13 protein-coding genes are annotated in these 22,389 nt (G+C 45.8%); 6 read left to right on the top strand and 7 right to left on the bottom strand.

All coding sequences use genetic code 11. The annotated features are described in order from the left end of the window. Positions 1-230: 230 nt before the first annotated feature. Positions 231-2,684 (top strand): glycerol-3-phosphate 1-O-acyltransferase PlsB, encoded by a 2,454-nt coding sequence (gene plsB, locus ACXAFM_RS09655; protein WP_474828996.1) that lies wholly within the window; start codon positions 231-233, stop codon positions 2,682-2,684. Between the two features lie 280 nt (positions 2,685-2,964). On the opposite strand, the gene ilvA is transcribed toward plsB, so the two are convergent. Together ilvA and ilvD are read right to left on the bottom strand one after the other, a co-directional pair. Then, positions 2,965-4,512 (bottom strand): threonine ammonia-lyase, biosynthetic, encoded by a 1,548-nt coding sequence (ilvA, locus tag ACXAFM_RS09650; RefSeq protein ID WP_474828994.1) that lies wholly within the window; start codon positions 4,510-4,512, stop codon positions 2,965-2,967. Beyond that, complete coding sequence (gene ilvD / locus ACXAFM_RS09645; protein ID WP_474828992.1) at positions 4,512-6,362, bottom strand: dihydroxy-acid dehydratase; 1,851 nt, start codon at positions 6,360-6,362, stop codon at positions 4,512-4,514. The genes ilvA and ilvD overlap by 1 nt, the downstream gene beginning before the upstream one ends. A 429-nt stretch (positions 6,363-6,791) precedes the next feature. Between ilvD and ACXAFM_RS09640 the strand changes: the two genes are divergently transcribed. Beyond that, positions 6,792-7,409: a trimeric intracellular cation channel family protein gene (locus tag ACXAFM_RS09640; RefSeq protein WP_474828990.1), complete on the top strand. Its 618-nt coding sequence runs from the start codon at positions 6,792-6,794 to the stop codon at positions 7,407-7,409. A gap of 203 nt (positions 7,410-7,612) precedes the next feature. After that, on the top strand, positions 7,613-9,127 hold the full coding sequence (locus ACXAFM_RS09635) for a YifB family Mg chelatase-like AAA ATPase (protein ID WP_474828988.1): 1,515 nt from the start codon (positions 7,613-7,615) through the stop codon (positions 9,125-9,127). Between the two features lie 19 nt (positions 9,128-9,146). On the opposite strand, the gene ilvY is transcribed toward ACXAFM_RS09635, so the two are convergent. Beyond that, positions 9,147-10,019, bottom strand: a complete 873-nt coding sequence (gene ilvY / locus ACXAFM_RS09630; RefSeq protein WP_474828986.1) for an HTH-type transcriptional activator IlvY — start codon at positions 10,017-10,019, stop codon at positions 9,147-9,149. Positions 10,020-10,176: 157 nt separating this feature from the next. Here ilvY and ilvC point away from each other — a divergent pair, with 157 nt between their 5' ends. Then, complete coding sequence (gene ilvC / locus ACXAFM_RS09625; RefSeq protein WP_474828984.1) at positions 10,177-11,655, top strand: ketol-acid reductoisomerase; 1,479 nt, start codon at positions 10,177-10,179, stop codon at positions 11,653-11,655. Between the two features lie 148 nt (positions 11,656-11,803). On the opposite strand, the gene ACXAFM_RS09620 is transcribed toward ilvC, so the two are convergent. Both ACXAFM_RS09620 and ACXAFM_RS09615 read right to left on the bottom strand, forming a co-directional pair. Then, positions 11,804-13,054 carry a multidrug effflux MFS transporter gene (locus tag ACXAFM_RS09620; protein WP_474828982.1) on the bottom strand — a complete coding sequence of 417 codons (1,251 nt, stop codon included), beginning with the start codon at positions 13,052-13,054 and terminating at the stop codon, positions 11,804-11,806. A 138-nt stretch (positions 13,055-13,192) separates the two neighbouring features. Beyond that, positions 13,193-15,178, bottom strand: a complete 1,986-nt coding sequence (locus ACXAFM_RS09615) for an alpha/beta hydrolase family protein (protein WP_474828980.1) — start codon at positions 15,176-15,178, stop codon at positions 13,193-13,195. A 275-nt stretch (positions 15,179-15,453) separates the two neighbouring features. On the opposite strand from ACXAFM_RS09615, the gene ACXAFM_RS09610 reads away from it, so the two are divergent. Both ACXAFM_RS09610 and ACXAFM_RS09605 read left to right on the top strand, forming a co-directional pair. Further along, positions 15,454-17,292 carry an autotransporter assembly complex protein TamA gene (locus ACXAFM_RS09610; protein ID WP_474828978.1) on the top strand — a complete coding sequence of 613 codons (1,839 nt, stop codon included), beginning with the start codon at positions 15,454-15,456 and terminating at the stop codon, positions 17,290-17,292. Then, on the top strand, positions 17,289-21,179 hold the full coding sequence (locus ACXAFM_RS09605) for a translocation/assembly module TamB domain-containing protein (RefSeq protein WP_474828976.1): 3,891 nt from the start codon (positions 17,289-17,291) through the stop codon (positions 21,177-21,179). The genes ACXAFM_RS09610 and ACXAFM_RS09605 overlap by 4 nt, the downstream gene beginning before the upstream one ends. Positions 21,180-21,222: 43 nt before the next feature. Here ACXAFM_RS09605 and ACXAFM_RS09600 read toward each other — a convergent pair whose 3' ends face one another. Together ACXAFM_RS09600 and ACXAFM_RS09595 are read right to left on the bottom strand one after the other, a co-directional pair. Further along, positions 21,223-21,843 (bottom strand): hypothetical protein, encoded by a 621-nt coding sequence (locus ACXAFM_RS09600; protein WP_474828974.1) that lies wholly within the window; start codon positions 21,841-21,843, stop codon positions 21,223-21,225. After that, positions 21,836-22,342 carry an RNA polymerase sigma factor gene (locus ACXAFM_RS09595; protein WP_474830561.1) on the bottom strand — a complete coding sequence of 169 codons (507 nt, stop codon included), beginning with the start codon at positions 22,340-22,342 and terminating at the stop codon, positions 21,836-21,838. The genes ACXAFM_RS09600 and ACXAFM_RS09595 overlap by 8 nt, the downstream gene beginning before the upstream one ends. Positions 22,343-22,389 lie beyond the last annotated feature (47 nt).

Raw genomic sequence — 22,389 nt, 5'->3', positions numbered from 1 at the left:
CTTATAGCAATTTAAATACTGCTAATGTTGCATTGCTAAAAGGGACAGAGAGCCTTACCCTAAGTGATGCTACGAAAAATATAAAAACACAGACGCTTTTGAACTTCTTGAACTTACAGCTAGGTACGGAGTCTGTAAAACAAGCAAATCAATAACATTGGCTCATCGCGAGATTGCGACGCGATTGTGTTACACTTCACTCGTTTTTATTTCATAGGATTACATAATTCATGTCGTGGATGCGAAAAGCCCTTCTGTCGGTGTTTCATTATCCTGTTAAGTTGCTGGTCAAAGCTCACAGTATTCCAGTTAACGTTGAAACCGAATTAGGAATAGATAAAAGCAAACCTATCGTTTATCTACTTCCCAACAACTCAGTGACAGATCAGCTTGCACTGAGAATGTCGACAAAAGCGCTAGGTTTACCTAGTCCTACAGATACGCTCACATTGGCAGGGCGAGAATATTCGTCGACGCTGTTCTTACGTAAAACCCAGCCTATTTTTCGCTCGTCAGCCAAAGATACCGGGATTGAAGAGGTTTTCACTGACCTTTTTCATTTGCATAGAGATCATGAAAATCTAGATTTACAGGTTGTGCCTGTATATGTCACGTGGGGTCGAGCCCCGGGGCGGGGGAACCCAGGCTTAAGCGATTTGATTACGGAGGCAGCAGCACCAAGTTGGCTTCGCAAATTGTTCATCGTGCTATTTTTAGGCCGTGATAACTTCATTAACTATTCTAAAGCAGTATCAGCACGTGCCATGTCTAACCAACACGGCAGCGATCAAAGTATTGCTCACAAACTCGTGCGAGTAGCAAGTACTCACTTTCAGCGAAAGCGTCAAAGCATGACTGGCCCAACGCTGCTCGAGCGCCAGGAACTGAATAACAGTGTGTTAGGTTCAGATGCAGTGCGTCGTGCCATTGCTGAAGAGTCACGAAGCAAAAAAGTGACTCATGAAAAAGCAAAGGAAACTGCACAGAGCTATATTACCGAGATTGCTGCAGATTACCGTGAAGGACTTATCCGGTTTGGTGACAGACTGCTCACACGCATTTGGAACAAGATTTATAACGGCATTAGCGTAGGCCATGCTGAGCGCATACGTGAGCTGGCCGCTAACGGTCACGAAATTATTTATGTTCCTTGCCACCGCAGCCACATGGATTATCTGTTATTAACTTACGTGATTTATCACGAGGGTATGGTAACGCCTCACATTGCAGCGGGTATCAACCTTAACTTTTGGCCTGTCGGAAAAATGTTTCGCCGAGGAGGCGCTTTCTTCCTACGCCGGAGTTTTGCTGGCAACAAGCTTTACACGGCTGTGTTCAGAGAATATTTAGAGTTGCTGTTTAACAAAGGTTACTCTGTTAAATATTACCCCGAGGGTGGACGCAGCCGTACTGGTCGCCTAATTCCGCCTAAAACCGGTATGTTAGCTATGACTATTCAAGCCATGCTCAAAGGCGTTAACCGCCCTGTAAGTATTGTGCCTGTCTACATTGGCTATGAAAACGTAATGGAAGTGAAGAGCTATTTGAATGAACTTAAAGGCTCTAAGAAGAAAAAAGAATCTAACCTTCAGGTGTTCTCTGCCATTCGTAAACTTAAAAATTACGGGCATGGCTATGTAAACTTTGGTGAGCCTATTGCGCTTAACCAGTTTCTTGAGAGTCATGTGCCGAATTGGCGAGATTGCCGCGACGCCGAACCTGAGAAAAAGCCTGCTTGGTTAACGCCTGCCGTTAATGAGTTGGCTAACAACGTCATGACCCGCATCAACCGTGCAGCAGCATTAAACGGTATGGCGTTAGCGTCGTTATGTCTTTTATCATCTAAAAGACAAACCATGAGCGAAGCCGAACTAAAACAAGCCATGGGCGATTTCATGCACTTGTTTAAAGCCGTGCCGTTCAGCAATGATGCCACCATTCCAGATTCGTCGGCGGAAGAACTATTGCGCGATACGCTCAAGTTAGGTCGCTTTGATATCAACGAAGATGATTACGGGCGCTTGATCAGTCCACAGCCAAAATCTGCGGTGTACCTGACCTATTACCGCAACAACATTTTGCACTTATTCGCAATCCCAGGTCTTATCATGGCCTCTATCTTTGCGAAGAAAGGCGCCACGAAGAACAGCATTTTTCAGCTTATTGCTGCACTTTATCCGTTGCTGCAAAAAGAGCTGTTCTTGCACCTTACCCAAGATGAAGCGCTTGCGCACACTGACGCACTAATCACAGCGATGCTTGACAATGGGCTATTACGCCAAAAAGATGGTGAGCTTTTACCGCCAGATGCACACTGCAAAGAGTTCCATTCATCATGGCTATTAAGCCGTTGTATGCAGGAAACATTACAGCGTTATGCCGTTGTATTAACTATTTTAGATAAAGAAAAAGTCATTAGCCGCAGTGCATTAGAACGAGAAAGCAAACAAGTCGCCGAGCGTTTATCAGCGCTTTACGGGCTTAGCTCACCTGAATTCTACGATAAGAACGTACTGTCTAGCTTTATCAGTGCTCTAAAAGATAACCATTGGTTAGACTCTGAAAAAGACGGCAGCCTAAAATACTCGGAAGAGTGCGAAGCGTTGCGCGCTGATGTTATGGACTTAATATGGCCTGAGATGATTCAGCATTTGGAAAATGTTGCCCTTAATTCTGCAAGTTAGGCCTATTGCCGCAGCCAGCAGCTTTGCATTAGTCTTAGCAAAAACCCATGCATTGGCATGGGTTTTTTATTGCGCGTATATCTAGTCAATGACTTCTTTTAATGCAGTTATGCAACGTTCAACAAATGCGAAGCCATTAAGGTCAAAATAGTGCCGCTTTGTATCGCTCCTCGGTAAACCTGCGCTTAACGTGAAGCAATACAAAGCGAAAACGGTTAAAAACGAGCCATTTTTCGTATATGTATTGTTATCAAAGCCTGTTCGGCATACCAATAAGACTTTACGCTGGTTGCGACAGGAAAAAGCGATATGCAGGATTATCCGTTACTTCTTCAACCTTATAGCCTAACTCGACAACATGCTGGTTAAAGTCATCTCGACTTTCTGGGGCTATATCAAAGCCAGCCAGTACCAAACCTTCTGCTGCGCCGTGGTTACGATAGTGAAATAGCGTAATGTTCCACTGTTCACCTAACGTATTTAAGAAATTCAATAACGCACCCGGGCGCTCCGGAAACTCAAAGCTAAATACTTGCTCGTTGAGTATAGTTGGCGGCCGACCACCAACCATGTGACGAACATGGAGCTTCGCTAACTCGTTATCCGTTAAGTTAACGCAGTCATACCCCTTGCTTTCAAGGTCGCTTTGCAGTGCAGCGAATTCTTGCTGCCCGCCTTTAAGCTTAACCCCAACAAAAATATGTGCTTCGCTCTCACTGGCATAGCGATAGTTAAATTCGGTGATCGCTTTTGCCCCAACGCACTCGCAAAACTGTTTAAACGCACCTTTGGTTTCAGGAATTTTAACCGCAAACACGGCTTCTTTCTGCTCGCCTAACTCACAGCGTTCAGACACGTAGCGCAAGGTATGAAAGTTAATGTTTGCACCACATAAAATACCGCCTAGCTTTTTACCTTTAAGGTCGTGCTGTTTTGCGTATTTACGAATTGCCGCCACCGACAATGCGCCCGCAGGCTCAGCAATAACACGGGTGTCATCGAAAATATCTTTTATAGCCCCGCAGATTTCATCATTGGTAACGGTAATGGTTTCGTCGACTAAACGATTACACAGGCGGAAGGTCTCTTGCCCCATTACTTTAACAGCCACACCATCGGCAAAAATGCCCACGCTTTCAAGTTCTGTTGGCGCGCCTTGCGCTTTTGCTTTAATAAAACAGGCCGACTCTTCTGACTCTACTGCAATAATTTTTATACTTGGCTTTAATTGCTTTAGGTAAACCGCAATACCCGCGGCTAAGCCGCCGCCGCCAACAGCTATAAACAAAATATCAAGATTGGGGTTTTGCTCTAGCAGCTCTCGCGCAACTGTGCCTTGTCCTGCAATAACATCAGGGTCGTCAAAGGGCGGTACAAAAGTATAGCCATGGGTTTCGCACAAAGCTTTGGCGTGGTTACTGGCTTGGTCAAAGCTGGTGCCATGCAATACTACATTTACGTTATCACCACCGAAGCGACGTACTGCATCTACCTTGATATCTGGCGTGGTCTCAGGCATTACAATAGTCGCTTGAATGCCTTTCATCTTTGCGCTGTACGCTAAGCCTTGCGCATGATTACCCGCCGAGGCGCCAATTACGCCAGCTTGCAATTGCTCGTCGCTTAGTGAGCAAATACGGTTATAGGCACCGCGCAGTTTAAAGCTTTTTACCGGCTGCTGATCTTCACGCTTAAGAAAGATTTCGTTGCCAAGTTCTGCCGAAAGCAGAGACATATAGGAAAGCTCGCTTGCTACGGCTACATCGTAAACCGGGGCAAGTAAGATCTTTTTTAAATACTCGTGATCGCTTACGTGTGTTGATGTCATTACAAATTTTCCAGCTTACTGACATCGCGTACTGCACCCTTATCGGCACTGGTTGCTAACGCCGCAAAGGTTTTAAGTGACGTAGAAACTTCGCGTACACGATCTTTCGGTTTCCAAGGCTTATCGCTTGCTTCCATTTTTGCACGGCGCTCGGCAAGTGCTTCATCAGAAATAACAATGTTGATGCTTCTATTAGGGATATCTATTTCAATTTTATCCCCATCTTCAACTAGGCCAATACCGCCACCGCTGGCGGCCTCTGGTGAACAGTGTCCGATAGACAAGCCACTTGTACCGCCACTAAAACGCCCGTCTGTTACCAAGGCGCAGTGTTTGCCTAGGCCTTTCGATTTCAAATACGACGTTGGATACAGCATTTCCTGCATACCTGGCCCACCGCGAGGGCCTTCATAGCGAATAAAGACCACATCACCGGCTTTTACTTCATCGCCCAAGATACCTGCCACCGCGTCGTCTTGGCTTTCGTAAATACGGGCGGTACCATTGAATTTAAGAATAGACTCATCCACACCAGCGGTTTTAACAATGCAGCCATCTTCTGCTAAGTTGCCATAGAGCACCGCTAGGCCGCCTTCTTGGCTAAACGCATTCTCGATGGAGCGGATGCAGCCGTTTTCGCGGTCATCATCAGCCTCATCCCAGCGACAATCTTGGCTAAAGGCTTTAGTAGTACGAATACCCGCAGGGCCCGCACGATAGAAAGTAATTGCGTCTTTATTCTCTGGGTTAGTGATATCCCACTCACTGATAACGTCAGTAAGCGGTTTACCTAAAACATGGTCAACATCGGTGTTAAGCAAGCCCGCTTTATTTAGCTCGTTCAAAATACCCAATACGCCACCCGCACGGTGTACGTCTTCCATGTGGTATTTAGGGGTAGAAGGCGCCACCTTGCATAAGTGAGGCACTTTGCGAGACAGGCGGTCAATATCATCCATAGTGAAAGGCACTTCACCTTCCATTGCTGCCGCCAATAAGTGCAGGATAGTATTGGTTGAGCCGCCCATAGCAATGTCTAAGCTCATGGCATTTTCAAAAGCTTTAAAGTTGGCAATGTTACGTGGCAATACGCTTTCATCATCATCGCCATAATAACGTTTACAAAGCTCTACAATTTGCTTACCGGCTTGCTTAAACAAGCCTTCACGGTCGGCGTGCGTGGCTAGCATAGAGCCGTTGCCCGGCAGCGATAGACCTAACGCTTCGGTTAGACAGTTCATGGAGTTCGCAGTGAACATCCCAGAACACGAACCGCAGGTAGGGCAGGCAGAGCGCTCAATTTCATCGGTATCAGCATCGCTAACTTTGTCGTCAGCCGCCGCGACCATGGCATCAACCAAGTCTAGTTTAATAAGCTGGTCTGAAAGCTTGGTTTTACCCGCTTCCATTGGGCCGCCAGACACAAAAATTACCGGTACGTTCAAGCGCATAGACGCCATTAGCATTCCCGGGGTGATCTTGTCGCAGTTAGAAATACACACGATGGCATCGGCGCAATGTGCGTTCACCATGTATTCCACTGCATCAGCAATGATTTCGCGAGACGGAAGGCTGTACAGCATACCGCTGTGACCCATAGCGATACCGTCATCTACCGCTATAGTGTTAAATTCTTTGGCGACACCACCAGCCTCTTCCACGCTGCGCGCTACTAGCTGACCAAGGTCTTTGAGGTGAACGTGCCCAGGTACAAACTGCGTAAATGAGTTAGCGATAGCAATAATAGGCTTGCCGAAATCAGAATCTTTCATTCCTGTAGCACGCCATAGCGCACGAGCGCCGGCCATATTTCTACCTTGTGTGGTAGTTGCAGAACGTAACTTGGGCATAAATCCTTCCCGTTAATTTAAGGTACTAGGCTTTAATGCTAGACCTTTTATGTGAAACTTAAAAACAGTGGTAAACCAGTAATGCCTTGGCTTGTTTTCCAATACGCGCTGTTTTACTCAAAATTGCATGTCATACTGATGATGTATTAAATCATCTTAGGTCGTTCAAGCGAAGGGCGACAAAGCCTTACTGCTTACAGTTCAGTAGCGCTTTGTTTTATATGATATCTTTGACTTACAATGCCTTATTCTTTTGGCATTATAAAAATGAAATGTTGTTCGTTAGGGGTTATGGCTTTCCCCCTACACACAATGCGCAGTACACAGCGTATTGGTATTGCGCAAAGAAATATCATGAAACACACGGCTTGATCAAGTTTTTTGCGGCAGAAATAGCGAGTTCTTAATAGTAGTAAAAGGGTATAAAGCATGTTCGATTGGTTTCACTGGTTAAACCTAGCAGGCGTTGCCGTGTGTGCAATTTCAGGCACCCTTATGGCATATCAAAAACGCATGGATGGATTTGGCGTGGTGGTCCTCGCCAGTGCTACCGCCATTGGCGGCGGAACACTTCGTGATGTGATGCTAGATGTACCCGTGTTTTGGATTGCTGATACCGATTACTTGTACACCACGCTAATTGCCGCCTTTATTCCCATTGTTTGGCTACGAATTAGCCCTCGCTTCCCGTTTCACTATTTATTAATTGCCGATGCTTTTGGGCTGGCGCTATTTAACGTGGTTGGCATAGAGAAAGCCTTAGCCAACGACACAGGCATGGCAGTGGCAGTTGCAATGGGCACCATTACTGGCGTATTTGGGGGCTTGCTAAGGGACGTTATCTGTCGCGAGGTACCACTGGTACTAAACGGCGAGCTTTATGCGATGACCTGTATTGCTGGCGGTATTGTATATGGCATAGCACTTGAATTTAACCTTGCTACTCAATGGTGCGGAATTGCCGCCCTTGCAACCACCGTATTGTTTAGGCTAGGCGCCATGCGCTGGCATTGGCAGCTACCTGTATTTTATAGCGATCATCATTAGCATGTACTCTTCCTTGCCAAGCAATATAATTAATGGACTCACTCGATGAATATTGGCGATAAATCCCGTCGTTAGTACAGTTACATCTTCGTCCCACTCTCTCTAGAGTTTATGCCTAGCGCGTTGGCTATTTGGCCGCGCCTGAGTTTTGAAATTTCAGTTAGGCAAATAATAAGCGTGTACGAAGAGAGGGTGTTCACAATATGGGAATGGCTGTTGTTAAAACCTTTGCAGGGCAGGGGGTGTCGGCACCAGAGGTAAGTGTAGAAATTCACCTAGCGAATGGTTTACCTGCTTTTCAACTGGTCGGCATGGCAGAAACCAGTGTAAAAGAAGCCCGTGAGCGGGTTCGCAGTGCACTCATTAACAGTGGTTTTGAATTTCCCGCTAAGCGTATAACCGTGAATTTAGCGCCAGCAGATATTCCCAAGTTTGGCGGGCGGTTTGACCTTCCCATTGCCGTAGGTATTTTAGCCGCGTCGGGCTACATATCAGACATCAGCCTACTTAACATTGCCTTTGTGGGCGAGCTTGCGTTAAACGGTGAAATAAAGCCGGTTAACGGGCTAATACCTATAGTCATGGCAGCCGCGAATGAAAATATTGCGCTGGTTTATCCCGGAGATAATGATGTTGAGGCCGCATTGGTTACCCACGCGACACGCTTTCCCGCCTTTGACCTTCTATCTGTTTATGAACATCTTACCGGCAACAAAAAACTCGCTAAAGGCCAGCCATTTTCTTCGCGAGTAACGAATAAAACTCCTTCAGGGTGGGATGACATTATCGGTCAAGAGCAAGCCAAACGAGCCCTGATTATTGCGGCAGGTGGTTCGCATAATTTACTTATGGTAGGGCCTCCAGGCACAGGTAAAAGCTTACTCGCCAGTCGTATGTTGTCGCTATTACCGGATATGAGTGAAGAAGAAGCCTTGGAAGTCGCCGCTATTCATTCCGTAAAAGGTGAAAAACTGCATGCAGAACGGTTTTTAAACCGCCATTTGCGCTCGCCACATCATACGAGCTCGGCTGTAGCGCTTACTGGCGGTGGCTCTAACCCTGTGCCAGGTGAAATATCACTGGCCCACAATGGTATTTTGTTTTTAGACGAACTGCCTGAGTTTGGGCGAAAAGCACTGGACGTATTGCGCGAACCACTTGAAACCGGCGACGTGCATTTGTCTCGCGCTTCAGGAAGTGCAACATACCCTGCTAACTTTCAGTTAGTCGCAGCGATGAACCCAAGCCCGACAGGGGATATTGATGATAACCGATTAACGCCACAGCAGCAGCTCAACTACCTAAACCGTTTGTCTGGACCGCTGCTAGATAGAATCGATATACAAGTCGAGGTACCTCGACTGCCAGACTATGACTTGCCAGAACCTGCCAATCAGCCTGACGACTCATTACACGCAACGCGAGACAGAGTTATTGCCGCACGCCACAAACAAGGGCTACGACAAGGTAAACCCAATGGTGCACTACACGCAGGTGAATTAGCCGATATATGCTTACTTGATGACGCGGATTTACAGTTTCTACAGGCCGCTGCCAAACAGCTTAATTTATCTATGCGTGTATTTCACCGTACGCTAAAAGTAGCTAGAACCATTGCCGATCTTGAAGAAGAAGACGCCGTATCGCGGGCGCACATTGCCGAAGCGCTGGGCTATCGTGCTCTGGATAACCTTATAAAACAGCTTAGTGCCAGCTAAGGGAGTTAAAAACTCTAACTTAGACACGCGCTTGTATGTTGAGCTGCATAAATGCGTTAACAAGCGGTTCGTTTTGCTTGTCTTGGAGACAGCATAAACCAAGTGCGTAAGGCTCGATATCTTCAACAGGTATTTGAGTTACTGCATTGGCCATACTGGAATGATCAAGCACCACTTTAGGTACAAAGCCCACCCCACACTCAAGTGCCACCATACTTACAATGGCTTCATTTCCCCCAACATAGGCATATACGTTAGGGCGAATACCGTGCTCCGCAAACCAGTGATAGGCGGTACGACGGGTTGGGCCGGTTTCAGGCATGATCACTTGGTGTTTGGTCCAGTCTAACTGACTCAGTTGAGTGAGCCGCCATTCCTTTGGTGCAATAAGCACTAAGGGTACGTTATCAAGAGCCGTGAAATGTAAGTCGGTTGGCAGGTCAGGTGTGTAGATAGCAATAGATAAATCACACTGCTTGCTCTTAACTTTTTCTATAGCAAGGGCAGGGTCACCGGTTATAAGTCGTATATCAACGCCGGGGTGCTGTTGTCTAAATTGTCTTAACATTGCGGGCAAATGACTTTGACTAGCGGTAACCGAACAAAATACGCTGAGCTCCCCCTGCAGTGCATCGTTATCTTCTTTTAAATCTATTTTTAATTGCTGCCAATCTGCTAGCGCTTGCTTTGAGAATGACAGCAGCTTGTGCCCACTATGGGTGAGCGCCACTTTGCGGTTGTCACGTTTGAATAGCGTACAGCCTAACTCGTCCTCAAGGCGTTGGATAACCCGGCTTAGCGTAGAAGGCGACACGTACATGGCCTCTGCGGTGACGCCGAAATGTAGGCTGGTAGCTAGGTGATTAAAGAGCTGTAGACTGCGAAAATCCATATACATTTCACTTTATGCAATATTATCTTGCAAATATATCATTTTCCAAAACAAAAGAAATCTTTTAGTCTCATTATCAAGTCGTCATAGACGAGGTCTATCAACGCCAAGGTCGGTGTTTGATATTGACAAAAATGAATGTTGTTCGGAAATTTTTATGGCTAATTATTTCAACACCCTGTCACTTCGCCAGCAGTTAGATCAGCTTGGCCGCTGCCGCTTTATGGCACGCGATGAATTCGCTGACGGTTGTCAGTTTTTAAAAGGCAAGAAAATTGTCATTGTAGGCTGCGGCGCGCAGGGTCTTAACCAAGGCCTGAATATGCGTGACTCAGGGTTAGATGTCTCTTATGCGCTGCGTCAAGCGGCCATTGATGAGCAACGCGACTCTTACAAACGCGCTTCAAGCAATGGATTTACTGTTGGTACATATCAGCAGCTTATTCCAGAAGCTGATGTAGTTTATAACCTGACACCTGATAAGCAGCACGCGAGTGTAGTTGAAGCAGTAATGCCGCTTATGAAAAAAGGGGCAACGTTAGGTTACTCACACGGCTTTAACATTGTTGAAGAAGGCCAGCAAATTCGTAGCGATATCACAGTAATTATGTGTGCGCCGAAAAGCCCAGGGTCTGAAGTACGTGAAGAATATAAGCGTGGCTTTGGTGTACCAACACTAATAGCTGTGCACCCAGAAAACGACCCTGAAGGTAAGGGCTGGGATCAGGCCAAAGCACTTGCTAGTGCAACGGGCGGTGACCGCGCAGGTGTACTTGAGTCATCATTTGTGGCTGAAGTTAAATCTGACCTTATGGGCGAGCAAACCATTTTATGTGGTATGCAGCAAGTTGCAGCAGTACTTGCGTTCGAGAAAATGGTTGATGACGGTATTGACCCAGGATACGCAGGTGCGCTTATTCAGTACGGCCTAGAAGCCATTACTGAAGCACTTAAGATTGGCGGTGTAACTAACATGATGGACCGTCTATCAAACCCTGCAAAAGTGAAAGCGTTTGAGCTTTCTGAGCAGCTAACTGATTTACTTCGTCCGCTATTTGAAAAGCACCAAGACGACATCATCAGCGGTGAGTTCTCTCGCACCATGATGGAAGATTGGGCAAACGGCGATGCGAACCTACTTAAGTGGCGTGAAGAAACCGGTGAAACCGCGTTTGAAAACGCACCAGCTTACGAAGGCGAAATCAGCGAACAAGAATTCTTTGACCACGGCATCTTGCTAGTTGCCATGATCAAGTGTGGTGTTGAAGTTGCGTTTGACGTAATGGTTGAAGCTGGAATTCTGCCGGAGTCTGCGTACTACGAATCACTACATGAAACACCGCTAATTTCTAACACAATCGCACGTAAGCGTTTGTATGAAATGAACGTGGTTATTTCAGACACAGCAGAATACGGAAACTATTTGTTTGCCAACGCAGCAATTCCGATTTTGCGTGAGAAATTTATGCCTACCATTGATACCAGCGTTATCGGTAAGGGTTTAGCAGCTACTTCTAATCAAGTAGAGAACAAACGCCTTGTTGAAATTAACGAAGCCATTCGTTCACACGGTGTGGAATCGGTAGGTAAGACCTTGCGTGGCTACATGACTGACATGAAAGCCATCATAGGATAGGACAGTTTCTGTCGTTAGGTGCTTAACTAAGCCCTCTTGCCCGACCATTTTGGTCGGGCTTTTTTATGCCTGTAATTCAGTAATTCACATCTCTTTTTACAGCGAACTACTTCTCACTCAAAGCGGTTACTGACAAATGCTTATCTCGTTAAGAAACAACCACTTCCCGCACCCGTTCAGCGAAGCGAACTGACACATAAGCCAGTGCAAAAAAGATTAGAAACCCCCAACCTATTGGCATCAAGTTCCCATTTAAAAAACTATCGACTATAAGGGCAACGGGCACCGAGAATAAGCTTGAAAAGCAACCAATAATTGCTGCACCTAAACCAGCCATATCGCCAAGAGGCTGCATTGCCATAGCGTTTAAATTGCCAAACAGAATACCTACAAAGAAAAAGCCAACGAACATAACGGCCACGGTCGGAATTAATGGCGGCAGACCATCGTAAGCAAATAGCAGTGCCAAATACACCACCGCAAAACAATTTACGCCTTTAAGCGCAAATCGACACAGCTTGCGCATGCCGAAGCGCATTACCATTTTTCCGTTAAAGTAAGAGGCAAGACCGATGGAAAAGGCAAGGGTAGCGAAGATATAGGGGAACCATTCACCTACATTGTAAAACACAGTAAAGATGGTTTGTGACGCGCTTAAATACGCCAAAAACGCGCCGAAAATACACCCCATCGCAAAGGTGTAACCCATCACTTCGGGGTGGGTTAGGATAAACTTTGATGATTTGAAAAAGTGTGCGCGCGAGAATTTTCTGCGCTTTGCCCGAGGCAAGGTTTCTCCCTGACGAGAGAAAAACCAGATTCCAGCCATAGTAGCCACTATGAGGAACATAGTGAAAATATGAAACCATGACGTCAATTCCATCACCGTTTGTCCGATGATGGGGGCTAACATGGGCACCAATATAAACACCATCATGATAAACGACATGACTTTTGCCATGGCATCCCCCACGTATAAATCACGAATGATGGCCATTGAAGCTATGCGAGGGCCTGACACGCCGAATGCTTGAATAACCCGCCCCACCAGCATGGTTTCCAGGTTGGTTGCCAACATACACACAAAAGTACCTAAGGCGAAAATACACAAGCCCACTAATATAGTTAAACGACGACCACGGCTGTCTGAAAACGGGCCAAAAAACATTTGTCCAAATGCCATGCCTAAAAAGAAAACGGTTACAATCAAATGGGTTTGATGGGCCTCCTCTACATTTAGAGCTTCACCAATTTGAATGAGTGCGGGCAACATAGCATCTATACTAAGTGCCACTAGCGATGTCATGGTTGCCATTAAGGCAACAAATTCAACAAGGCCAAGGGCGGGCTTTTGCACAATTACAGTATCATCAGATACGCCATTAGATGTCTGGGGCATAAATTCTCGAAAACGAAATAAAGTGGGGAAATTAAAAAGGCGCGAAACAATCGCGCCTTGCATAGTATACCTGAAATATGGTTAAAAAGCCGTCAATTCACACACGCTTGTCGTAAATACTGACACGTTTAACGGGAGCTATTCGGTTGTAAGGTCTGCCGCCATCCTCTCGCCGCTTTTATTTGGTTTCAAATACGCGCCCAAAAATGCATCCATTTCTTTAAAAAACAAATGTCGATTACGCTGAATAGAAAGGTGGTGATCGCCACTTTCAAGTTCTACATACTTAAAGACTTTATCGAGGTCTTCCAATTCGTCAGCCATGTAACGACTGTGAAGAGGTGGAACAATACGGTCTTCTTCGCCATGTACAAGTAAAATAGGTGTCTTGATACTTTCCGCATTGTAATAAGGTGAACGCGCTTCTAGATCATCGTAGTCGTCCCCAATCTGATTTTTAACGAATTCATTGTTCAGGAAACGGCGAGAGTGAATGACGACGTGTTTAAGTGAACTTACGCCGGCAAAACTCACCGCGCATTTAAATAAATCAGGGGTTTTAACCGTTGCCATTAAAGCTGCATATCCACCGTAGCTTGCGCCAACAATGCACATATTATCCTGTTCAGCATAACCTTGTTTAACCATCCAGCCTGCCGCGTCAGTGATGTCGTCTTGCATAGCTAATCCCCAGCCTTTCATTTGGCTTTGCGCAAAACTATAACCATAGCCTCTTGAGCCTCTAAAATTCGGTCTCAACACTGCGTAGCCTTTCGATGTAAAATATGCCGTCCAATAGTCGAAACCACTGAAGTCTCGTGCACCCGGACCGCCATGAGGATGAATAATTGTTGGGAAGGGCCCGTCACCTTTGGGAAGGGTTAAATATGCTTCGATCTTGATGCCGTCTCGGGCTTCATATTCAATGAGTTTATGTTCTGATAATTGTGCAGAGTCAATTTGGCTGTATTGCTGAAACAATACATCGAGCGTGCCTTCCTTACGGTTACCCAGTAAGTAAACACCGGGCAATACGTCCGATTCAGAATAAACGATATAGGTTTGTTCATCATCACTGAAACTGACTAGCGTGTTATCGTAATCGGGGAGCCCAATATCTATACCGTTTTGAAGTGCAACATAGCGCTCATCCCAATAAAAACGACCATCATGACGCACTCCAATAGCATCTCGGGTAACTGGTGAATAGATCAGGCTGCCATCTACGTCGTACCCATCATCGGCATACACTTCAGTTCGCTCATTGGTTTTAAGGTTTAGGGTATAAAGTGCGCGGTAGTCGCCTTTGTAGCCCTTGAAGTATAAGATATTAGGGTCTTTTGCAAAGCCTACAGGGTATTCACCCTTCTCCGTCATAGCGTTATAGGCAAACAAAGTTCGCCATTCATCTTCCTCTTTTAGGAAAACTTCACGCTCACCGCTGTCATAATTGAGTGAGATACCAATACGTACGTTGCTCTGTTGATCGGTAAGCCAATCTCTGATGCGCTTTTTACCGCGCATAATGCGGCTTACGCCTCCTGTGTTAACGTTGACTTTATACACTGAAGGTAAACCTAGCACCTCTGCATCTATTGCTATAAGTACATGATCTGGGTCATCAGGTAGCCAATCGATAACCTCATCTTGAAACTGGGGAATGTGGTTAGGGTTACCGGCCCGGCGCTTAATGCGTTCCCATTCAACCATATTAAACGCGCCGCCCTCGCCATCAAACTTAACGCTAAGTAACCGCGTGTCGTGCACTTTGGTTGTGCCTCGCCGAGTCTCATAACGAGCACTGACCACTAATCGCTCATTATTAACCCAGTGATACCAATTTATTTTGACGCGCTCATTGTCAGAGCGCAGCAGGTAATGCTTCTCTCCCTTTATCAGGTCAAAGGTGGCAAGCATGGCAAAAGCCTCTTCTTGCTCAACATTTTGAACAAAAGCGATTTTCTTTCCATCAGGTGACAATGACGGAGTCCAATAGGTTGGCAGCGAGCTAAACGCTTCGTAGGTAGGCTTACCAACGGAAGGCTCTGCACTCAACGAGGTAGACATAGTAAATAGCAGTAGGGCAATAAATACAGTCAGTGAGACCGTCTTTTTATAAGACATAACATTCCCTTGTAATTTTTTGTTGTTGGCGGAACTTAGCGAATGAGCAATTCTCAAAGCTATGCTAGCTTGAGTATACAAATTCACTCTCTAATGTACAAAAATAAACCTTCCAAGATTTGAAGTATCTACATTAGCGCAAGAATTTGATCTCTCGTCGTACTTTACGAATACAAACTGTAAATGTGGTACTATTAACCATAGATAGAACATGGATTTTACCCTCTAGTGGTAAGCTTCTAAGCCCAGCGTTACCTTAAGGATTTGACCTTTTCATGCCTTCAACTTGGAGCAGGCTTGCCAGTTTGCAAGACCTATTTTTCCGACAATTTGCGCTCAGAATATCCCAAGCAACGTCTTTATTGACTAAAGCTGTATGCTGCACGCTGTTGTGGTTACTGTGCATGGCATCGTTTGCCGAAGAATCAATCACTTATGACATCAAAGGCGTAGACGACTCAAAGCTTCGTAATAATATTCGTCTACATCTAAATGGGCTTGATGTAGAAAAGGCGCTATTGACGGATCCCTATTGGCAAGATGAAGTTGCAGGAGCGGTGGCAACAGCAGTACAGCCTTATGGCTTTTACAATAGTGAAACAAAAGTACGCATACTAGAAGGTGACAAAGTCGCCGTAAATGTTGCGTTAAATGCGCCGCTCACGATAAATAAAGTGACCCGTGAAATTATTGGTGCAGGGCGTGAAGACAAAGCCTTTAGAGAGCGATTTAATTCGTTACAACTTAAAGAAGGCGACGTGCTCAACCAAACCATTTACGAATCGTTTAAATCTTCTATGTTCAGCTACGCGCTATCCAACGGCTATTTTGATTATTTCTGGCAGGCAACTCGCTTGGATTTGGTTCGCGACGAAAAACAAGCGAACGTGCTTTTAATTGCGCAAAGCGGGCCTCAATATCAATTTGGCGAGTTAAAGTTTGTAGGGGATGACAAGGCTAAGGACATTATTGAACGGTTAAAGCCTTTCAAAGCTGGCGATGCCTATTCGTCTGCAGTACTTGGTGATTTCAACCGCAGATTGAATCAATCTGGGTACTTTACTCGGGTTATTGCCCGCCCCGTTGTCAGTGAAGCTGAAGGCTTACTTGTGCCAGTAGAGGTATCACTACTTCATAGACCCACAGATGCATTTAACGTATCAGTGGGTGCCGCCACTGATACAGGTCCAAGGGTTCGCTTGGGCTGGGAACGACCTTGGGTAAACGATAAAGGACATTCGATCTCATCTGATATTTTCATTTCTGAACCCGAACAATCGGTTACCGCCGACTATCGCATTCCCATGAGAAATATAACCCGAGATTACGCCAGCATCGAGGCCGGTTATCAGTTTATTGAATACAGCAACACCTCGTTCGAAAGTGAAACACTATCCCTTTCTGCACACCGCTATTGGCAAGGTGACGATTCTCCGTGGCAGCATGATGGCTCTATTACCTATTTACGGGAAACATACGATCAGGGAGAATTGAGCACGAATACCACATCGCTTGTGCTGCCTGGGTACTCTTTAACCTATCAAGATAAAGATAGTGAGCTTAGTATTACCAACGGTGCTTATCTACAAGTGCTCACTCAAATAGGAAGAGAGGGCTATGGCTCTGACATCGATTTCGCTAAAGCCGTTGTTGAAGCTATGGTTATTCGCACTTTTAATAATGTACATAGAGTTACAATTCGTGGCGAAGTTGGGGCCATTAAAACCAATAGTTTTGATGAAGTACCGACATCACTTCGTTTCTACGCCGGCGGCGATCAAAGTATAAGAGGCTTTGAGTACCGTGAAATCTCACCTACTGCCGAAGTTATCGACCCAGAAACCGGCGAACTTGAAACAGACTCAATCGGTGGAAAGTATTTGTTCACATCAAGTGTGGAGTACGCTTACCAAGTGGCAGATAACTGGCGGGTTGCAGCGTTTATCGATGCGGGAACAGCCACTAACGATACCAGCACAACGCTGACCTACGGCATCGGACCGGGTGTTCACTGGCTTTCCCCTATCGGGCCGGTGAGGTTTTATATCGCTAGAGGTTTTGCGCCTGACGGGAACACTTGGGATTTCCATATAATGCTAGGGCCAGAGCTATGAGAAAACGTACGCTTTCGGCTATTTTACTGTCACCTATTTTTATACTGGTGGGCATATATGCAGTATTAATCAGCCCGCTAGGGGGCCCTACCGTTAAGTTAATGGCCAACGCGCTTGTTGATAAACTTTCTATTGATGCTATTGAAGGCGGATTCGCTGACACCTTAGAAGTGCATAATGTTGCATGGGAAAACCCGCAATGGAAGGTAACGGCACAATATGCCTATATTGATGTAACGTGGCGTTGTTTGTTTGAGCCCAGAGTATGCGTCAACGAGCTAACGCTTGAAAATGCAACGCTTACACAACTATCAAACGCGCCTGAATCGTCGAGTGACACTCCCACAGGAGACCAAGTTGAATTACCGCTGCCTATTGATGTCGGGTATTTAGCACTAACGAATATAAAACTTGCTTTACTTACGACAACAGTAGAAATAGATGAATTAGAGTTAGCAGATTTTGAAGGCAATAGCGCCTTGATACTCGACAGCATAGCCGCGAAAGGAATCCGCATTGCTCTGTTAAACCCAGATGAGGCAGCCAGCTCTTCACCTGTAGCCATAACCAATGCACCGGACACTAATAGTGAGCAATCTGCTCAAAACGCTACTCCAAAGCAAGAACAGGCGTCAAGTACTGAAAGTGCTTTGCCTACGTCATACTCGCTAAGCTACAACGTACCTGAACTACCCAGTATAGCTTCGCCTATTCCCTTGTCTCTTGGCACATTATTGGTAGAAGACCTTCAAATAGCCCAAAAAGGCAATAAACAGCACATTTCTCTCATATCCGTATTGGACGCCCACTTCAAAGGCGCCGATGTTGCAATTGAAGATTTGGCAATTGTGCATGAACAGGGGGAAATAAAAGGTAAAGCAACAGCCTCGCTCAATGGAAACTACCCGTTGGATGTCGCGGTTACCGCCAAAACGAAGCTCGGCGATGCTCCGCAAGAAGTGAACATAACCGCCGCAGGTGCGTTGGACGACCTAACGCTGTCTGTTATTGCCAAAGGGGCGGTTACCGCAAACGCTAATCTCATGGCGAACATACTAGACAGTAACCTTCCTATAGAATTCACTGCGAACTGGCAAGAGCAAGCTGTACCCACCATGGAAAATACCACGCTAAAAGAAGGACAGTTAACGCTTGCAGGCACCATGGGCGACTACGTGCTTAAAGGAGCTGGTGCTGCTACCTTGCCCGATATTGGGAATGTGCCGGTGTCGTTAGATGTGGTGCTGAAAAAGAACAATATCTTTGTTAATCAAGCCAATATTAACGCGTTGGAAGGCAGCTTAACCAACACGGGTACACTATATCTTAACGAAAGCATTGCATGGGAAGGTAAGACAACGCTTAAAAACGTGTCAGGTAGACAGTTCAGTGCTTATGCCCCGGAGAAAATTAACGGGCAGATCGACAGCATCTTGCAATATTCTGAGCGCGGCGGCTTACATATGAGCCTAAGAGATATGACGGTATCAGGCGTGCTTCAAAACAAACCGCTGCAAGTAAAAGGGAATGCTGTTTATGCCGGCCCCAGTGATTTATTTGTAACTAATATTAATGTTACGCAAGAAAATGAGCAGGAAAGAAATACTATCCGCGCCGTCGCTCAAGTGCTTAATAAACGTCATTTAAATGCTGATATTGCAATTAGTGTTAATGCTGTTTCAAGCCTATACCCAGAAATAACCGGCGGGATAAATGGTAAGATAAATGCCACCGGTCCCTGGCAGAACCCTAGCGCAAACGGAACCCTAGCCCTCTCTAATATTGCCATCTCGCCTAATCTAAACGCTGCCGCAGCCCAGCAAGGGCCGTTAAATGGCGAAATTGCAATCAATGGAACCTATCGCGATCACACAGCAAAACTAGACATGGCAGTGCCCAACAACAAGATCGCGCTTTCACTCAAAGGTGCATGGACCAATAACCATTGGGTTGGTGAAATCAGCGATACCGCATTAAAACTCGCTAATATGCAATGGACATTATCAAGCTCGTTTAGTCTAGACATTGGCACCACACCGGTAACGGCCAAAATAGGCCAACATTGCTGGTCCTCTAGAAAGGAAGGGGAGCTGTGTATTTCAAATGTGAATTATCAGGAAGATAAAGCCAGTTGGGACATAAGCGCTACTTCACTACCGATTGGGTTATGGGCGAATGAATTAGCACCCACCGTTGTTTCAAGCCCTTCGCAAGCAACGCTCACGGTAAAAACCAAGGGCAGTTATTCACCAAAAGATCCGATAGATGCGACGTTTTCCGCTTCAATGAGCGCCGCCCCGTGGCAACTAGGGGAAACACGGCCCCTTACACTTACGATTAATTCCATAGAAACTAACGGAAAAATCAAGCAAGGTCAGCTAACGTCGACATCCTTAATCTCTAGTCAAGACATTGGCGATGCAACGCTTTCTTTAAATACCCGCCCGTTTGATGAGCGCATACCACTAGAGGGCAAGTTAGTGATGGAAGGGCTCAACGTTGCGCCTTTTAAACCGCTTTCCCCGGCGATTAGAACCCTGACAGGAAAGCTTAATGGAGATATTAGGCTAAGTGGTTATGTTGACGACCCGGCGCTTAATGGTGAATTAGCCATTTCAAATGGTGCTATTGATATACAAGATACCCCCGTAACATTGGCAGATTGGAATCAAAAAGTGGTACTTGATGGCCAGACCGCAGCACTAGACGGTGCGTTTGTGCTGGGTGGAGGGAAAGGAGCGCTTAAGGGCAATATAGACTGGTCGTCTGACCCAAGCGCGACATTCAATTTAAAAGGGAATGGCTTCGAAATTCGTCAGCCAAATATCCGGCTCAAGGTATCTCCGAATATTGATATAGCGGCCACAAAAGAAAAGGTTGATGTTACCGGCGAAGTGAATATTCCGTGGGCGCAAATTGAAATAGAGTCGCTCCCTGAAAGCGCTGTTTCGCCTTCAAAAGACGTGCACCTACGAGGCGAACCCGATAGAGAAGATCCGCTAGATATCGTTCACGCGTCGGTGCTAGTTAACATTGATAAAAACAAAACCGAAGAAGTGAAGCTTGAGGCGTTTGGACTAACCGCAAGCTTATATGGCGGAATTCGTGTGAACACCCAGCCAGCACTTGTGGGTTACGGCGACCTTCAAATACTAAACGGGCGCTACAGTGCTTATGGGCAACAGTTAATTATTCAAACCGGTGAAGTGCAGTTCAACGGCCCCATCGACCAGCCTTTGTTGCTAGTTGAAGCCATCCGCGACCCCGCTAAAACCGATGACGACGTTATTGCGGGAATTCGTATTGACGGTGCAGCCGACTCGCCAAGTATTAACCTATTTTCAGAGCCAGCTATGGATCAGCAGGGCGTACTGTCGTACTTGCTTACTGGCTCAGGGCCAAACTCGGGAACACAAGATCCTAATTACGCTGCACTGCTATTAGGCTTTGGCTTGTCGAACACCAAAACCCTCACAGGGCAAGTCGGCAGCGCCTTGGGGATAGATGATTTTAGCCTAAGCACCAACGAAAACATGTTGTCGGTTACAGGGCAAATTAATGAGCGACTATCAGTGGAGTACAATGTCGATGTTGGTTTAAGTAACAATGATGCCAACAGCACGCTACGTCGCAGACAGCTTCCACCTGATTTGGCACTGAAATATCAGTTATTACCTAGCCTATATTTAGAGGCAATCCAAACCACATTGGAAGACCAGTCAGAGTTTGCGTTAGACCTTTATTATGAGTTTTTCTTGGGCGATAAAAGAACTCGTAAAGGTGATAACGGTGTTGAAGACAGTGATGATACTGATGAGGTTGATAACAATTCAGAGTCACCACAAGAAAGTAACGCTGAAACCTCAAGCTCCAGCAAAGACAACTAAATCATGAGCGTAATGAAGCACCCTCTCAGTTCAGTCCTATTTTCTAGCAATGCTGCACCATACTTTCTAGCGTTTTAAGCTGTCGCTCGAAGCGCTTTTGTCTTTTGTGAGCCCATACATACCAAATCATCATCCCGATGGTCATAAATGTCATAACAATGGACAACTTAGTGATTTTTTCGGGGGAAAGGTCACCGAAGAAGTATCGTTCTAGAATGAATGCAAATCCAAAAACTACGGCTACCCAAGTTGAGTGTTTGGTTATAAATGCGATTTTAACATTGTTTTTTATTTGCTTTATCAGTTGGGCAAGATGGTCTGCTGTTTGGCTATCTTTGTAGAAGGCAGCGATGCGTCTTAACCATAGCTGATAAACGAGTAGCGGCAAAGATGTGACTAGCATAAAAAGAAACATCATTTGTGCTACAAGCGTCATATCCCCCCAATACTTGTTAAGAATGTAACTAGCGGGGATAACCATTAAGGAATCCAAAACCATATACCAACGTTGCTTTGTTCGTTCACTGCTTAGGCTGGCTTTTACTTCCGAGAGGTTGATAATCGTAACTGGCTGAGCTTGCCATAGCGCAGAAAGGGCATCATTTTGCTCATGGTCTACTGATACGGGCGGATTCGTTTGATTCTCTTTATCTGAATTATGCATGCGGTTGCTCCTGCATGATACTTTGCTTGGCGCGTTTTAATATCACACCAACATGGTTTTTAGTCAGACCACAGACGTCTGCAATTTCATCGTAACTTAAGCCTTCTAGAGAAAGCGTTAGCACTTGTCTTGACTGCAATGGAAGTGCCCGTACCGCGCGCAACAAGCGCTCTAGCGACTGGTGTTGACTAGACATTTCCTCTGGTGAGTGGGTGTTACTGACGAACCCGTCATAGCCCAAATCATCTTGGTCGTATTGATGGGTATCAATACGCTTCACTTGATTTGCTACGTGAGTAACTGCGCGGTTATGAGCTATCTTCAAAATATAGGTTTTCACGCTGCTATCGCCCTTAAAGCGAGACAGCCCCTGCCAAACGGCAATAGCAATTTCTTGCAATAACTCTTGCTGCATCGCTTCGTTTGCTTCATAGCTGTTTGCTACACGGCTTAGTATTGCCCCGTATTGCGCAAAAACATCTTCAAAACCCTGCCCCAAGATCACATCCCTAATCACAAAAACTGTTGTTATTTTATTGTGTTGCT

The sequence above is a fragment of the Alteromonas sp. ABD4_190 genome (genome assembly GCF_056160105.1).
Note: the sequence above shows the minus strand (reverse complement) of the source record. Positions and strands in the feature narration are given on the sequence as shown.